Below are 16,047 nucleotides of genomic sequence, written 5' to 3'. Positions count from 1 at the left end.
ACCAATTAGAACCAATCTTCCGGAATGATAATAATATCGCCAGGTAAAATATCTACATTTGCACTGATATCACCCTGCTTTATTAAATCGTCAAGCTCTATCTCAAATTCTGTTTGTCGACCGTTAATAACACGAACTAGCACCGCACTATTGCCATTAGCAAACTCAGTTAAACCGCCAACTTGAATCATAAGATCAAGCAGAGTCATGTTTTGACGATAATTTACAGCCATCGGGTTTGTTGCTTCACCAATTACACGAACCTGCTCGGTAAATGGCCCGACAAAGCCACCAACACTAACAGTTACAATAGGTGATTTAATATATTGCCCAAGCACAACTTCGATTTCGCGCGCTAATTGGGTTGGCGTTTTGCCGGAAACAGGAATGTCTTCGACAAGAGATGTGGTAATCATACCATCGGGGCGAACAACAAAACTGCCTGAAACCTCAGGGTTTCGCCAAACAAAAATATTAACCGAGTCGCCTGGGCCAATTAGATATTGATAGTCATCAACACTAGCAATTGCGGAAGGTTTAACCGTTGCCGGTGGCAAACGATTTGTTGAACAGCCAATCATGGCTAGTACACACATTAATATAATTAATATTTTCACGGCAAATTCACTCTTGTTTTTGTTGTCCATAATATGTATCAATAGTGATTGTAATCAAATCATAATAAATGTGAACTATTATATTTTTTCGAAATGACAGTATGCTTACAATCAGTTAAAGTATCTGTTACAAAAACAATAACAACTTTCACAACGACTAGGAACTGACTTGAAAAAGGTATTTCATCAAAAGCCTATTAATCAACGTAGTAACACGTTAATGATTATGGATTGGCTAGTTGCTCTATCTGTAGGTCTAATAGGCTTTTGGGCTATAGAAGTTTATGACTTACCACTATTGCCAGCTTATAAAGAAGTATGGTGGGTATTGCCAATAGCTATCGCTAGTTTGTTTATTGTTACCAACCTATCCGTTGGTTTATACGATATAAAATTACGAGACAGCCATATTGGTATATTTCGTCGGTGTCTAGTTAGTGGCGTAATGACCTTTGCCATCTTTGAAATTATTGTTTTTAATATTTTTACCTCTTCAGAAGTTCTTCCTCTTTTATTTGCATCATACGTATTAACCATTGTTGTTCTTGTTTTTACCATTCGTTATTTGGCCAGCACGTTCGAAATGTTTGGTATTACAAAAAAACGTGTAGTGGTAATCGGAGCAGGTGAAAGAGCGTCAATAATTGAAAAGCGTATGCGTCGCGAGTCAGACCGCCGTGGTTTTTCATTAGTTGGTTTTATTCCGTTAGCATCAGATAAAGAAGATGAATTAAAGCGTGAAAATATAATCAAGCTTGACTCCCTAGACAACTTACATGAGTTTATTCAAGAAAATCAAATTGATGAAATTGTAATTGCACCAGATGAGCGCCGAGGGTCACTGCCGTTAGAAGCACTATTCGACTGTAAGATGGGCGGCGTAGTCGTTAAAGACATTCTGGACTTTATTGAAGAAGAAACAGGGCAAGTTGCCGTCAACCTTATTTATCCGTCTTGGGTTATTTACTCGAACGGGTTCCAATCTCGTCACTACATCCGTGTTGCAGCCGATTATGTATTAAATGTTATTTTAGCCGTGTTTGTCTTTGCACTAACTTGGCCACTGATACTTATCACCATGGCACTTATCTATCTTGAAGACGGTCGCAAAAAAGGTGGCACTATCTTTTACAAGCAAACCCGTGTTGGTATGGATGGCCAGTTATTCGAAATTATTAAATTTAGAAGTATGCGCCAAGATGCCGAAAAAGACGGTGCACAATGGGCTCAAAAAACCGATGACCGCGTAACAAAAATTGGTAATGCATTACGTAAATACCGAATTGATGAATTGCCGCAGTTGTTTAATGTTTTTAAAGGCGAAATGGGCTTTGTTGGGCCTCGTCCAGAACGCCCGGAGTTTGTAAAAGAACTCATCAAAGAAATACCGTATTACAATCATCGTCACAACGTTAAACCAGGCTTAACAGGTTGGGCACAACTTAATTACCCTTATGGTTCAAGTGTTAATGACTCGCTAGAAAAGCTCAAATTTGATTTGTATTACATCAAGCGTCGCAGCATTTTGCTCGACTTATTGATTTTAGTTCGTACCTTCGAAATTATCCTATTTGGTAAAGGTCGTTAATTATGTCGGGCAGTAAGCCAAACAAAGCAACTACTCATGCGATGACCGTTGACGTGGAAGACTACTTCCACGTTTCTGCTTTTGACTCTTTGTTCTCACAAAAAGATTGGCCAAGCTTAGAACACCGAGTGAATGATAATACACGTCGCTTGTTAGACTTGTTTGATGCCCACAACGCAAAATCAACATTTTTTATACTTGGTGCCGTTGCCGAAAAGTTTCCAGATTTAATTACCGAAATTGACCGTCGCGGACATGAAGTTGCAAGTCATGGTTTTGCTCATCAACGTGCAACAACCCAAAGCCAAAGCGTATTCAAAGAAGATGTTTACCGTTCTAAATCATTTTTAGAAGACACCTTAGGCAAATCTATTGCCGGATACCGCGCACCAAGCTTTAGTATTAACGATTCAAATCAATGGGCTTACGAAATACTTGTAGAGCTGGGTTTTAAATATAGCTCTAGCACCTACCCAATTGAACACGATTTGTATGGCGTTCCCAACTGGCCACGATTTAAATATGAGCGTCCAGAAGGTATTATTGAAATACCTATCCCGACAATTCGCAAAGACGACGTAAACACCGGCATTGGCGGTGGCGGTTACTTCCGCTTATTCCCTTATTGGCTTTCTAAACGTCGCATTAACAAATTTATGGAACAAGAGTCTGCACCTTATAGTTTTTATTTCCACCCGTGGGAAATTGATCCAAACCAACCTCGCGTTAAAGATGCAAGCTTCAAATCAAAGTTTAGGCACTACATCAACCTAGACAAAATGGAAGGTAAAATTGCAAGACTACTCACTGACTATCAGTGGGATACGATGCAGAACGTATATTTAGAAGACTAATATGGATATTGTTAATACGTTAAGGACCAACAAAGCAATGCAACGCGCTGTTATCGAAGCAGTGTGTCTAGTCGCACTGCTTGTATTGTTTTATCTCGATACCGTAGCCGATATGGTTCATTTATGGATGAACTCGGAAACCTATAGTCACGGTTTGTTTATCGTGCCTCTCACCGCAGTACTGATCTTTTCGCGACTGCAACGTAAGCCTTTAAAAGTTAATGCATCACAGCCTCTAGCGGCGTTAGGTATTCTATTTTTTAGTGCCTGTTGGTTAATCAGCGAACTCGCGCAAATAAACTTACTCGCACAACTAAGCTTAGTGGCCATTATACCTTTTGTTGTGTGGGCTCTTTATGGTTTTAAAGCGCTGTGGCAACTAAAAAGTGCATTGCTGTTTTTATTTTTAGCGGTACCGGTAGGTGATTTTCTTATCCCTCATTTGCAACAAATTACTGCCGTATTATCCATTGCCATGATTGAATTTGTGGGAATTCCCGTTTACAGCGACGGGCTTTATATTTCCATTCCAGCGGGTAATTTTCTTGTTGCCGAAGCGTGCAGTGGTATCCGCTTTCTAATTTCATCTATTACCATCGCTATTTTTTATGCCCTGCTTTATATCGACAGCTATAAACGCCGTTTAGTCATGATATCGGCAGGTATTTTTGTGCCGATACTCGCAAATGGTATGCGAGTTTTCCTAATCATCGTTATTGCACATTTAGGCAATATTGAAGCTGCAACAGGGTTTGATCATATCGTTTACGGGTGGGTATTTTTTAGCTTTGTAATGATCATGCTCATTTGGCTTGGTAATGCCTTGTCAGATCAAATAGAACCGGTTTCTGCTGATGAAGAACAAAACGCTAAAGCAGAAAACAAAAACACTACTACCGACTCACCAAGAAATATTGGCGTCGCTTACCTAGTGGTGGCGATAGCGTTAGCCATTGCACCGCTGAGTGCCAACCTGATTAAACAAGCGCAACCTGATGTTGCTGTTGCAAGTAAACTCAGTGAGCACGTATCAAAAATAAATGACTTGTATAAACAACCAATGACACCTTGGGCGGTTTACTTTCCTAACGCGGATAGTATCGAATTAAATACATGGTCAAACAACCAAGCGGTAACAACATACAAAGTACTGTTTGCAACAGAAGCCGATGACAAAGAACTGATTAATTTCGAAAACCGATTATTTAATCCAGACCGCTGGTCTATCAAATCGAAAAAAATGAAACCTATCACAATAGGTGAGCAAATAATTGAAGTGCAATACACTCAAATTGTTAGCTTAGTTGGTAAAAAACGAAATATTCTAATGGTTTATAAAACCGATGGATTTGTGTCAGCGAACACGTGGAAAATCAAAGGTCATCAAGTCATCAATAAATTGTTGCAAACCGACTTTGGTGGACAAGCGTTAATCATGTCAGCGGATCAGGCCGATGTCAGCCAAGAACAATTAGAATTGTTATTTGGCCAATTTATTCAACAGGAACAATAGCCATGTTAGTGTCAGCCGTCATATTGTCATTTAACTCAGTTAACACCTTACCTCGTTGCTTAGACTCCTTGTTAGTGGCTTATCGCCAGTATGAACAGGGCTCTGAAATATTTATCGTCGACAACGGTAGCCAAGATGGCAGTGTTGAATTATTAAAGCAGTACCAAGCACAACATCCAGATATTATTAAACCCATATTTTTTAAAGAAAATACCGGTACGACTTTTTCAAGAAACAGTGCAATAAAAGAATCTACGGGCGACTTTGTGTTAGTTTTAGACTCAGACGCTTACATTACGCCAACTTGTCTTGACGCCTTGCTAAGCTATAGCCAGAAAAACCCTGAATGTGGCATTGTGGTCCCTAAACTGACTTACGCTAGCGGTAACTTCCAACTATCTTGTGATGTATTCCCAACACTTTTACAAAAAGCCAAACGCTTTTTATTCTTAAAAAACATAGAAGCCAACGAACACCCGCTTAGCAAAGTTACGGCCCCTGTTGATGTAGATTATGCCATATCGGCGTGTTGGCTGATTAGCCGAGAATGTGTCGAGAAAACCGGCTTATTAGACGAAAAAATCTTTTACTCACCAGAAGACGTAGATTACTGCATTAGAGTATGGAAAACGGGTTTTAAGATCACTTACTTGCCGCACACTCAAATGATCCATGACGCACAAGAGCTCTCTCGAGGTTTTAAACTCAGCAAGTTTCACTTTTCTCACTTAGGTGGTTTGTTTTACCTATTTAAAAAGCATCGTTACTTTTGGGGTTTGAGCGGGCTGTATAAAAAAATGGCTAGGCACAGCTAACCATGTGCGGATTTGTTGCCATCATTAGTCCTTTATTGGAAAAAAACACGGATTTGTTGCTAAAGGAAATGACGGCGACGTTAGATCATCGTGGCCCCGATGACCGTGGATATTTTATTAATAACCATGAAACCGTCGGATTCGGCCATACCCGCTTATCAATTATCGATATCGACAATGGTCATCAACCTTTAATCAAAAATGATGTTGCTTTGGTCTACAACGGTGAAATTTACAATCACAATGAACTTAGAGCATCGTTGATAGAGCTCGGCCATGAGTTTAACTCAAAATGCGATACCGAAGTGCTATTGCACGCCTGGTTAGAATGGGGCGAGGCCTGTATAGACAAGTTTAACGGCATGTTTTCCTTTGCGATTTACGACCAAACGAGTAATAGCGTGTTTTTTGCGCGTGACCGACTTGGTATTAAACCACTGTATTGGTCACAGCTACCCGACGGCACAGTATTATTAGGCTCAGAACTCAAAGCCTTACTTGCTTATCCCGGTATCGAAAAACAATATTCACTGTCTGCTGTGCATGACTACTTCTCGTTGGGATATGTACCAGAGCCTAATACTATTTATCAAGGCATTAACAAACTGGCTGCGGGTCATAAAGTCACCATCGAGCTCAACAATATTAGCGTAAACCCAGTGGAATATTGGGACTGTCTAAATAACATCAATACCAATGAAACGAGCACGAGTGCGCAAGAGCTCAACAACGGCCAGATGCTGTTAAGCGATGCCATTAACAAGCGAACCATTGCGGATGTTCCTGTGGGCGCGTTTTTATCTGGTGGCGTCGACTCGTCGATTATCGTCAGTGAAATGAATAAAAACCAAAACGTATCGACCTACTCCATGGGCTTTGACCGAAGAGAATATGATGAGTCCGCACAAGCAGAAACTGTCGCAACGTATTTAAAAACAAATCATATTGGCATTAGCGTATCGTGTAACACCTTTGATTACTTGCCCGAACTAATCGCCATGTTCGACGAACCCTTTGCCGACAATTCAGCCATTCCCACTTACTTGCTAACCAAACAAGCAAAAAAACAAGTAACGGTTATGCTCAGTGGCGACGGCGCCGACGAGCTTTTTCTTGGTTACCGTAATTACCGATTATTGCGCCTAGAAAACAAAATCAAACAACTGTTACCAAAATCCATCGGTAAACCTGTGTTTGCATTTTTAGCTAATGTTTACCCGGCAATGCCTTGGGCACCACAATTTTTAAGAGCGCAATCAACATTGGCAGCCTTAAATAACGATTTTGTGACTAATTTCCATCAAGCCATGAGCATTAATCCTCCCGAAGTTTTAGCACAAATATTTACGCCAGAATTCACGGCGTCACTAAAGGGTTATAGCTCAAAAGCGCATTTCGAGAAGTATGCGAGTAAAATAACGAATAAAGACGTTATCAAAAAAGCGCAATATATTGATTTTAAGACCTATTTGCCGGGCAACATTCTTACTAAAGTTGACCGCACTACAATGGCCAATAGTATCGAAGCGAGAGTGCCATTTTTAGATCATCGTTTAGTGGAACAATGGTTACCAAAATCAAGTGAGCAAAACATCAAAGGCCGAAAAGCCAAGCTACTGTTGCGTCAAATCGCTAGTCATTTATTACCTAGCTGGGTAACAGGGCGAAGCAAAAAAAGCTTTACCTCACCCATGGATGAATGGTTTAGAATGATGACCAAGTCCGAGCTCAAAAAGCGCATGCAATTAGACGTTTTAAAATCGAGCAATTGGTTTAATATGGACGGTATTGAGCAACTCATAGACTCGCATTATTCAGGCAAGCAGAACATTGGCATGACACTTTGGTCTCTCACAGTATTTGCCGAATTTTTGAAAGCCAATTTAATAAATAAAGAATCGTAAAATAATGAAAATTTTATACCACCATCGCATTGCTTCAAAAGACGGTCAGTTTGTTCACGTAGAAGAACTCACCAACGCACTTTTAGAGCAAGGTCATGAACTCAAGTTTGTGGCGCCACAAGTAAACGAACAGTCTGACTTTGGTCACGACGGTGGATTTGTAAGTAAATTAAAAGCCGCACTGCCCGCCTTTATCTATGAATTATTAGAACTTACTTATAGCTTATGGGTTTTCATTAAACTCGCCGTGGCGATAAAACAATTTAAGCCTGAGTTTATTTACGAACGTTACAATCTTTATCAGCCAGCCGGCATTTGGGCATCAAAACTTTTTAAAGTACCGCTTATTTTAGAAATTAATGCGCCGCTTGTTGAAGAACGCAGCCGTTATAGTGGTTTGTCATTAAAGTGGCTGGCAAAAAAAGTAGAAAACTATACATGGCGTGGAGCTGATCATTGTTTACCAGTAACCGACGTTTTGGCGGATCATTTGCGCGATGCCGGTGTAGCTGATAGCAAAATTACCGTAGTACATAACGGCGTACGTCAGCCATTTATTGACGAAATGCTCGCCTCGCCTATTGATTTAGAAAAAGACAACATAGTGATTGGCTTTACCGGCTTTATCAATCCTTGGCATGGAATGGACAAAGCCATTGAAGCCATTGCCGAGCATAAACACTTACCGTTAAAACTAGTGTGCATTGGTGATGGTGCTATTTTGCCAGAGCTAAAACAACAAGCTGCCGACTTAGGCATTGCCGACAAAGTTGAATTTAAAGGCTTAGTGACCCGCGACAAGGTACTGGATTTTGTAAAACAGTTTGATATCTCGTTGCAGCCAGACGTGACCGCCTATGCCTCACCATTAAAAATGTTTGAATACATGGCCGTTGGCTCACTGATTATTGCACCGCGAACACCCAACATAGAAGAAATACTCAGCGACAACACCGCCGTATTTTTTGAAAAAGGCAACCAGCAATCCTTTAAGGCCAGCCTTAACGAAGCCATAGAAAACTACGTAAACTACAAACACAAACGCGAAGCCGTAAAGCAAAGCGTCATCGACAAAGGGTTTGTGTGGCACGAGAATTCGAAGCGTGCGGTTGATATAGGCCAAAAGTTAGCACTTCACCAAAACCCGAGTAAAGGCTAATCTTATGCCAATTACCGCACTTGGTTTTTTAGCTGTATTTAGCATTGGGTGCTTAGTAGCACTCAAACGCCCGTACGTGGGCCTATTGTTATACTTTTTTGTTTTTTACATGCATCCACCTGGTAAGTATTGGGGTGCTTATATTCCTGAACTGCGTTGGACGTTTATTGTTGCTCTAATTACTTTGATGAGTACGTTTATGCACGAAAAAAACAAAAGCGAGTGGCTCACTGCAAAATCATCAAAATATTTACTCGCTTTTTTAGCGTTTGTAGCGGCCCAAACCCCTTTTGCAATAAGTCCTAGCTGGCATTCTGAATACTTAGTTTTACTTATAAAAGTAGTGCTTCTATACTTTCTGATTATTACCATCGTTAATTCTAAAAAGCGACTTATTTGGGTCATTATGACCAATATTGCCGGAGCAGGTTATATTGGACTCAATGCATTACAAACTCATTCCGGTGGTCGCTTTGAAAATGCAGGTCTGCCAAGTATCGAAGATTCCAACCTGCTAGCTATACACATGCTTCCTATCCTTATGATGGGTGCTTTTGTGTTTTTATCCGAATATTTTAAAAAGTATAACTATCTAATTTTTATCCCCCTCGCCTTTATTGGCAACCTAATTATTATGACCGGCAGTCGAGGCGCAATTGGCGCTTTAGCTGTTGCGGGTTTTTCAGCAATGTTTTTTGCCACCAAAGACTTTAGAGGTCGCTTATTAAAATGGGCAATTGTGGCCTTATTAGCCATATCAACGTTGTCCATCAACATGATTATTGACCGGTTTGAATCTATGACCGCAGATGAAGAAGGTCAAATTCAAGAAAGAAGCGCAGCATCACGTATGGTCATCATAAATGCCCAAATTGAAATGTTTAAAACAAACTTAATTATTGGTGGTGGTCATCGAACCACTCTGTTGTTGAGTCCTTATTACATTCCGACGGAATATTTAACTAAAACAGCGTTAGGCGGGGTACGTGGATCTCATAATCTTACTATGAGTATTTTCACCGATCACGGAATAATAGGCGGCTTTTTATATTTTATGTTGGTCTTAACCTGTCTTTTTACTGCGCTCAGGATAATTAAAGATAGAGACTATAGTAATCAAAACCGATTAATCGCACTAGGGCTATTAAGCGGTTATATGGGCGTTTTAGCTGCGAGTCAATTTTCTAATAGTAAAGTTATGGAAATATCGATATGGATGTTCGCATTTATTACCGCCTTTGATTTAATGCTTAAGAAAAAGGCCAAAGAATGAAGTTTTCAATCATTATGCCGGCTTATAACGCAGAAAAATTTATCGACATTGCGATAAAATCTGTCACTGCACAAGAGTACCCATTATGGGAATTGATTATTGTAAATGATGGTTCAACGGACTCAACACTCGATAAAGTAAAAGCTTGGGCAAAAGAAGAGCCACGAATTATCTATTTGAACCAAAATAACGGTGGTAAGCCAAGTATAGCCCGCAATAACGGCTTAAAAAGGGCAACGGGTGAATACATTTGCTTTTTAGATGCAGACGATACCTATGAACCGAGCAGGCTCGCCCAGTGCCAACAGTTTTTTTTGAAAAACCCTGTCACACCCCTTTGGTTCTCTGATTTCTCCACTATCAACGAGCAAGGTAATCGACTCGAAAACGCCTACTTAAATAATCGTGACTTTTTAGAAAAAGCACTAGAAAAACGATTTGATCACCTTGTGTCATACACGCCAGATACAGTGATTTTTAATAAGCAGTTTTTGCAATTTATGGCCTGCGAAACCACAGCTATACATACGATTACCATTTGTATTAAATCGAGTTTATTAAAAGACGGTTTTGGCTTCGATGACGATCTTACCATTGGCGAAGATTTAGATTTGTGGTTTAGGTTGGTGAGCAATAATCAGATAGGCTATTGCCCTCAAGCACTATCACAATACAGAATTAACCCGAATAGCATTACAAAACAAAACGAAAAAATGTTAGTTGGCACCTACGACTCACATATAAAAAATCTAACGCGTTATAAACAACTATTAACATCAACAACTCGTTCACTTTATAAAAAGAAAATTAGCCAACATGCGAGTCATTTAGGTTTTTATTATCGACAACAAAGGCTGCTTAAGACTTCTTTTCATTATTATTTACAGGCGCTCAAACTAAATCCTTCTGTTGCCAATATATTAAATATCATTAAGCTAATCTTATTTATTAAACGTTGATATGAAAGCACGTAAATAATCTTTAAGACTCGGTCCGTAATAAATACCTAAAGTCGCTTTAGACTCTTTTGAAAAGCTAATTAATTGATTTAAACCTAATAGTGATAACTGATAATAGCAATGCGCAAACTGCTGCTTAACTATGCCTTCTACATCAACACCATGCGCTTGTAGATACTTATAGTTTTTATTAAGCGCAAAGATACGCCCCATATGCACCACATGACGCTTCGATTGAGTAATGCTACCAGAATGTCTCAATACGATTGCTAATTCGTCATAAGTAAAAGCAACGTGCTTATCGCGCAAAACACGCATCAAAAACTCCACATCTTCGCCCGCTTTTAGGCTTTCATCGTATAACTCATCTAAATTAAAAAATGACTTGTTAAATACAGAGGCACTGCACGAAATAAAGTTGCCGTTCACTAATTTGGGAATAATCGATTCATTGAGTAAGTTAATATTTCCAACCAACTTGGAATAGCGACACTCTGTAATAGACTTTATTTCAAGCCACTCAATCATTTTTTGATCATGTTCATCAACCACTCTTTGATTTGCAAAAAACAAAGCAAGACCCGACTTAGCTTCGAAGGCAGAAAGTGCAGTCTCGATGAACTTAGGTTCATAACGATCATCGGAGTCTAACAGGGCAATCAGTTCGTAACTCGCAGCTCTTATTCCACAATTACGGGCACTAGACAGTCCACCGTTAGTTTTATCAATAATTTGAACGCTAAAATTAGTGTCGTTAGAGTCAAGCCAACTTTGAACAACGGCTAGAGTTAGATCAGTAGAACCATCATTAACCACAATAACTTCAGTTGGGCTTACCGTTTGAGCAGTCAAGCTATCAAGCGTCTTGGTGATCAAATTTTCCATGTTATAGGCAGGTATAACAACGCTTATTGGTGCAAACATAATTTGTTTCCTACAAATATTAAAATTTGAAAATACATTTAACTTGATAAAAATAAGCTGCAACTAAGTCCAGAATTAGCTTAGACAAACAAAACCTAAAGGAATATACAGCATACAACGCCTTCGGTTGTTTAGCTTTGGCATTTCGAGCACAAAAAAGATTCATTTACGTAATTTTTTATATATATTAATAACTTCAACTTTGGCACTATGATTTGTGATGTAGATTGCACTAAGCCATACTGCAACAACAATTAGAAATAAAGGTACTACAGCATTATAAAATTGAAAGTCTACTGAATAGAAGTTACCAAGCCAATATGGAGTTGTAGATATTAATGTTACAAATAAAGTTACCTTTATAGAGCGTAAAAAATCCAGAAACCCAATGCCGACAAAGCGCTTCAATAGCAACATTATATAGAACGCACGGAACATAGAAATTGCCAATAAAACATACGCAATACCAATTAACCCATAAGGACTAGCGAAAATAATTGAAATCACTTTGGAAACAAAAACAATAAGATTAAGCTTTAATAATACTCTTTCTAAATCTAACGAAATTGTTATTTCAGAAAAATAACGTGTCGATAGGCCAAATGCGGCGGAAAGTGCAAAAACAGGGATTAGCGGTATTGCCTCTACCCATTGCTCTCCAAATAAAGTTAAAACAACAAATTCCGCAAGCACAGCAATGTAAAAAAGGAAAGGAAGTGCCATCAGCAAGGTATAGTCAGTAATAAGTAAGTAGACTTTTTTTAAGTCTCCTCTTTGTCCACGTACTTTAGTAAAAAGCGGTAATAGTACATTTTGAATAGCTTTCATTAGCAACTGATTCAACATTTCAATGGCTACTAACGACTTATCCATAATGGCAACGGCCCCCTCTGAAAGACTCTTTCCAATAATAAGTGATGCCGAACGATTATTAAGCGTCGCTAATACATTCGCAAAACCAATTGTTGAAATAGATGGAAAAACGGTTGAGATTTCGCCCAACTTCGGAAGGTACCTTTTATTTTTTTTAACCAAAACATTCAGTAAAAGTAACGTACATATCGTAGCAGATAATGAGGCCCAGGCTAAACTTGATGCACCGAAGTTATGTAATGCTAATGACACAGCAACAACTAAATGAATTGTTTGACTGACCAACTCAATGCCACCTAGGGTTTTGAAGTTCATTTCTCTTCTTAGCAGTGTTTGTGCGACAGTTCCAAATGGGATTATCAAAATATTGACCGCCAAAATTTGAAAAATTTTGCTTAATTCAGGTAGCTTATAAAAAATTGAAATCGGGTTGGCTATTGTAAAAAGTATAAGTGCGATGGATGTACAAAGTATCCAAACAATAGCCAATGCACCGCTTACTTTTGCTTCAGAGAGGTTCCGTTCCCTAATCAAATAACTAGAGACCCCCATATCTCGAAATATTTGTCCGATGGCAAAAATTGCGCTCGCAATAGCAAAAGTGCCTATTTGACTCGGCGTTAACAGTCTAGCCAAAACAATAACCGATATAAAGTTTATGACAATGCCTAGATAATTAGTCGCAAAAGACCAGAAAAATGCTTTTTTCAAAATAATATTCAGTCGTTAAATAATGAGTTGAATTCAGATCGTTTTAGTCTTAGAACATAGAGCGCACTAATGATCCGAGAAGTATTTATAGTTAATAACCCCTTAAACACTTCTTTAATTTGTTCAATTTTGTTTTTAGATATTTTTTCTCTTGCTTCGTGTAAGCTTGGAATTAGGCCATTAGAGTACTTGTGGTAAGCCAAGCCCTTACCTTGTCGATCAGCTCTACCCATTAACCACTTTATCGAACACTGCTCGTCTCTAATCTGGTGTAAAACATATGGCAAGTGTAAGAACATCGCTTTATAGCCAGCCTTTTCTAGTCTATTCAGAAATTCAGTTTCACTTCCCATAACATAGTTATTTCCGTTAGGGCCAATAGCTTCATTAAATTTAAAGCCAGAATCGAAAATAGACTTTCGAACAGCCATATTAGGGCCCCAGATGTATGTAGGTCGAACCTTTTTGTCTTTTGTCGTTTTTGGCCGAATTACATAAGCACCTTGCATATAACTATTGGTGACGTCTACCCAAGATGGTAAATTTGGACCAAAAGGTAAAATTGCACCTCCAAAAACATCGACATTCACATGTTTTTCGGCTGCGTGTATAAAGTTACAAATAAAGTCTGATGAGGGAATTGCATCATCATCTGTTAAAACAATAAGATCTCCGCTTAAATAGTCTAAGCCTTTATTTAAGCTCGCATTCTTACCCGGCTTAGCACACTCGATATATTTAATATTTAGCCCTTGAGTTAAGTAAGAAGCAACCAATGCTTTTGTTGAAGGGAGTACTGCGTTATCGACTACCAAAACTTCAAAATCGGCACTATTTGAAACTAATTTTAAATAACCTTCTAATGTTTGCGTAAGAGCTCCATCTCTTTTAAAGGTCGCTAATAAAACTGATACCTTCATTGCTATTTGTTCCTTAACAGACTTTAAAAATAAGTATATTATCTTCACTCAAAGAAAGATAGAAAATCATACAACGCAAGAGGTTTTTATGGGGTTACCGTCAAATTGGAAAATGGATATTGCGATACCTCAATACAAAAACATCAAAATGTTGAAGCGATGCCTTTCCTCATTAGCAAATGTTAACATGCCTAATAATGTTGATACTATTTGGGTCGTAGAAAATGGGGGGAGGTGTGGTGCTCATTCTGTAGTAGAAAGCTTTAAACCCTTGATACCCGTTAAATATCTAAATTTAGATGAGGGTAATCTCTCAAAGGCAAGAAACTTAGCATTAGATACCTCAACTTCGGATGTAATATTCTTTTTTGATAATGACATAACATTCGATGAAAATAGTCTTGTTTCATATTTTAACTCATTAGAGCTATACAAGGGACAACAGATTGGTTTTTTCGGTGGCCCCCTTACTCCTCTTTATGAGCGCCAGCCAGCTAATTATTTAAAGCCTTATCTTCCAAAATCAGTAGTTGGCTATCACCCTTTCAAGTATGATCAGGTAATAGACAGTCCTGATTTTTTAGGCGGTAATCACGGTATCCTAGTTAATTTGGCGAAGTCAGTGGGAGGTTATGATGCCGGCTCTGCGTCTGGTAATAACTCAGGACTTGTAGGCGAAGAAACGCGACTAATGGAAAAAATAATCTCCAAAGGCTTCACCGGCCTTTTTTGTTTTGGAGCTAATGTGCATCACTACATACCAAAAGACAACTGCACCACAACATGGACTTTAAAGAGAACCTATAGACATGGCCTAACGGACTCTATTTTAGAAGGATCTCCAAAAGGCCGGATACTATTCAATATTCCACTATATCTATACAAAATGTTTGTGGTGAATACTTTAAAGTTTATACTCCCACGAGAAAGGACACGGTTTTTCCATATCAATAAAGTAGCTTTCTGTTTAGGAAAGATGGTTGGGTTTAGAAGAGGTTATAGTATAAGAAATGGATCTTAATAAATTATTCGAGAAACACAAAAACGAAACATTCATCTTTGTAAAACCTGGGGGAAACTGGGGAGATGATCTAATTTACCTAGGTGCGGAACATCTAGCTGAACAACATGACATTAGCTTCACAACTATGACTGCCGAAGAGTTTTTAACGACGTTCCATACTGATAAAGTTATTTATTTGCATGGCGGTGGCGGATATAACCCTTGGTGCACCGGTCGTGCATATAAGTGTTTAAAACACGCATGTGAATTCACCAGCAATATTGTTATTCAAGGACCATGTACTGCATCAAAAGACAAGCAGTTTCTTGATTCGGTCTTTACAGACTCGTTATCTAAACTAAATTGCAAATCGCTGTATTTTTATACACGAGAAAAAACAACTTTTAATTTCTTACAGAACTTTCCAACTTTAACTGACAATAGCCAGCTTCTACTAGATAAAGACACTGCGTTTTATACAAATATAAACAAACTAAAAAAGAAAATAGGATCTTTGAATGAACGTTATACGCTTCATGGATATCGCATAGACAACGAAGCATCAAATGTAGCGGGTACGAAAGATATAACAAAAATATACTTGGATCCGGCTGAGGAAGCTATTTCATTCGATCATTGGTTAAGAATTCATTCCAATGCAAAACGCATTATCACGAATAGGACCCATTCTAGTATTTTAGGTTTTTTACTAGATAAAAAAACATATTTATTTGGAAGTAAGTACCATAAGAACAGAAGTATTTTCGAACACACTATGTCAGCTCGCACAACATCAGTAACTTGGTTGAATGATGAAGAGGCGACAAAATTCACAAAGCGAAGTATTTTATCACGACTCATACCCTCCAATATACACCGTAGCTACCGTCTAACAAAAGCTATACATATTCTCAGAGGCATACCCGATAGGTAA

Annotated in this window: 14 protein-coding genes; 10 read left to right on the top strand and 4 right to left on the bottom strand. The window is 38.6% G+C overall.

Translation table 11 applies throughout. From position 1 onward, the window contains the following. Positions 1-5: 5 nt before the first annotated feature. On the bottom strand, positions 6-647 hold the full coding sequence (locus J9318_RS02280) for an XrtA/PEP-CTERM system exopolysaccharide export protein (protein ID WP_210560937.1): 642 nt from the start codon (positions 645-647) through the stop codon (positions 6-8). Between the two features lie 190 nt (positions 648-837). On the opposite strand from J9318_RS02280, the gene J9318_RS02275 reads away from it, so the two are divergent. The 8 genes from J9318_RS02275 to J9318_RS02240 are packed head-to-tail and all read left to right on the top strand — an operon-like array spanning position 838 to position 10,682. Then, a complete protein-coding gene (locus J9318_RS02275; protein ID WP_210562335.1) occupies positions 838-2,205 on the top strand; it encodes a TIGR03013 family XrtA/PEP-CTERM system glycosyltransferase in 1,368 nt (455 codons plus the stop codon). A gap of 2 nt (positions 2,206-2,207) precedes the next feature. After that, complete coding sequence (locus J9318_RS02270; protein ID WP_210560936.1) at positions 2,208-3,059, top strand: XrtA system polysaccharide deacetylase; 852 nt, start codon at positions 2,208-2,210, stop codon at positions 3,057-3,059. Position 3,060: 1 nt separating this feature from the next. Beyond that, positions 3,061-4,572: an exosortase A gene (gene xrtA, locus J9318_RS02265; RefSeq protein WP_210560934.1), complete on the top strand. Its 1,512-nt coding sequence runs from the start codon at positions 3,061-3,063 to the stop codon at positions 4,570-4,572. A 2-nt stretch (positions 4,573-4,574) separates the two neighbouring features. Beyond that, positions 4,575-5,387 carry a glycosyltransferase family 2 protein gene (locus J9318_RS02260; protein ID WP_210560929.1) on the top strand — a complete coding sequence of 271 codons (813 nt, stop codon included), beginning with the start codon at positions 4,575-4,577 and terminating at the stop codon, positions 5,385-5,387. A 2-nt stretch (positions 5,388-5,389) separates the two neighbouring features. Beyond that, positions 5,390-7,291: an asparagine synthase (glutamine-hydrolyzing) gene (gene asnB, locus J9318_RS02255; RefSeq protein ID WP_210560924.1), complete on the top strand. Its 1,902-nt coding sequence runs from the start codon at positions 5,390-5,392 to the stop codon at positions 7,289-7,291. 4 nt (positions 7,292-7,295) lie between these two features. Beyond that, a complete protein-coding gene (locus tag J9318_RS02250) occupies positions 7,296-8,450 on the top strand; it encodes a glycosyltransferase family 4 protein (protein WP_210560921.1) in 1,155 nt (384 codons plus the stop codon). Positions 8,451-8,454: 4 nt separating this feature from the next. Next, a complete protein-coding gene (locus J9318_RS02245; RefSeq protein WP_210560914.1) occupies positions 8,455-9,723 on the top strand; it encodes an O-antigen ligase family protein in 1,269 nt (422 codons plus the stop codon). Continuing rightward, positions 9,720-10,682 (top strand): glycosyltransferase family 2 protein, encoded by a 963-nt coding sequence (locus tag J9318_RS02240; RefSeq protein ID WP_210560913.1) that lies wholly within the window; start codon positions 9,720-9,722, stop codon positions 10,680-10,682. The genes J9318_RS02245 and J9318_RS02240 overlap by 4 nt, the downstream gene beginning before the upstream one ends. On the opposite strand, the gene J9318_RS02235 is transcribed toward J9318_RS02240, so the two are convergent. The 3 genes from J9318_RS02235 to J9318_RS02225 all read right to left on the bottom strand — a co-directional run bounded on the left by J9318_RS02235 (position 10,665) and on the right by J9318_RS02225 (position 14,110). Further along, positions 10,665-11,606 carry a glycosyltransferase family 2 protein gene (locus tag J9318_RS02235; protein ID WP_210560904.1) on the bottom strand — a complete coding sequence of 314 codons (942 nt, stop codon included), beginning with the start codon at positions 11,604-11,606 and terminating at the stop codon, positions 10,665-10,667. The genes J9318_RS02240 and J9318_RS02235 overlap by 18 nt on opposite strands. A gap of 162 nt (positions 11,607-11,768) precedes the next feature. Then, the gene (locus J9318_RS02230; protein ID WP_210560902.1) at positions 11,769-13,190 is read right to left on the bottom strand and encodes a lipopolysaccharide biosynthesis protein; all 1,422 of its coding nucleotides are present in this window, start codon (positions 13,188-13,190) and stop codon (positions 11,769-11,771) included. 8 nt (positions 13,191-13,198) lie between these two features. After that, positions 13,199-14,110 carry a glycosyltransferase family 2 protein gene (locus J9318_RS02225; RefSeq protein ID WP_210560901.1) on the bottom strand — a complete coding sequence of 304 codons (912 nt, stop codon included), beginning with the start codon at positions 14,108-14,110 and terminating at the stop codon, positions 13,199-13,201. An 88-nt stretch (positions 14,111-14,198) separates the two neighbouring features. Between J9318_RS02225 and J9318_RS02220 the strand changes: the two genes are divergently transcribed. Together J9318_RS02220 and J9318_RS02215 are read left to right on the top strand one after the other, a co-directional pair. Next, on the top strand, positions 14,199-15,131 hold the full coding sequence (locus J9318_RS02220) for a glycosyltransferase family 2 protein (RefSeq protein ID WP_210560899.1): 933 nt from the start codon (positions 14,199-14,201) through the stop codon (positions 15,129-15,131). Beyond that, positions 15,121-16,047: a polysaccharide pyruvyl transferase family protein gene (locus J9318_RS02215; RefSeq protein ID WP_210560892.1), complete on the top strand. Its 927-nt coding sequence runs from the start codon at positions 15,121-15,123 to the stop codon at positions 16,045-16,047. Before J9318_RS02220 ends, J9318_RS02215 begins: the two co-directional genes overlap by 11 nt.

It is taken from the genome of Psychrosphaera aestuarii (genome assembly GCF_017948405.1).
GTDB classification, from domain to species: Bacteria; Pseudomonadota; Gammaproteobacteria; order Enterobacterales; family Alteromonadaceae; genus Psychrosphaera; species Psychrosphaera aestuarii.
Note: the sequence above shows the minus strand (reverse complement) of the source record. Positions and strands in the feature narration are given on the sequence as shown.

Bases quoted from the DNA above. Each gene is read 5' to 3' on its own strand.
- J9318_RS02280 (WP_210560937.1), bottom strand. From the start codon at position 647: ATGGACAACAAAAACAAGAGTGAATTTGCCGTGAAAATATTAATTATA.
- J9318_RS02275 (WP_210562335.1), top strand. From the start codon at position 838: ATGATTATGGATTGGCTAGTTGCTCTATCTGTAGGTCTAATAGGCTTT.
- J9318_RS02270 (WP_210560936.1), top strand. From the start codon at position 2,208: ATGTCGGGCAGTAAGCCAAACAAAGCAACTACTCATGCGATGACCGTT.
- xrtA (WP_210560934.1), top strand. From the start codon at position 3,061: ATGGATATTGTTAATACGTTAAGGACCAACAAAGCAATGCAACGCGCT.
- J9318_RS02260 (WP_210560929.1), top strand. From the start codon at position 4,575: ATGTTAGTGTCAGCCGTCATATTGTCATTTAACTCAGTTAACACCTTA.
- asnB (WP_210560924.1), top strand. From the start codon at position 5,390: ATGTGCGGATTTGTTGCCATCATTAGTCCTTTATTGGAAAAAAACACG.
- J9318_RS02250 (WP_210560921.1), top strand. From the start codon at position 7,296: ATGAAAATTTTATACCACCATCGCATTGCTTCAAAAGACGGTCAGTTT.
- J9318_RS02245 (WP_210560914.1), top strand. From the start codon at position 8,455: ATGCCAATTACCGCACTTGGTTTTTTAGCTGTATTTAGCATTGGGTGC.
- J9318_RS02240 (WP_210560913.1), top strand. From the start codon at position 9,720: ATGAAGTTTTCAATCATTATGCCGGCTTATAACGCAGAAAAATTTATC.
- J9318_RS02235 (WP_210560904.1), bottom strand. From the start codon at position 11,606: ATGTTTGCACCAATAAGCGTTGTTATACCTGCCTATAACATGGAAAAT.
- J9318_RS02225 (WP_210560901.1), bottom strand. From the start codon at position 14,110: ATGAAGGTATCAGTTTTATTAGCGACCTTTAAAAGAGATGGAGCTCTT.
- J9318_RS02220 (WP_210560899.1), top strand. From the start codon at position 14,199: ATGGGGTTACCGTCAAATTGGAAAATGGATATTGCGATACCTCAATAC.
- J9318_RS02215 (WP_210560892.1), top strand. From the start codon at position 15,121: ATGGATCTTAATAAATTATTCGAGAAACACAAAAACGAAACATTCATC.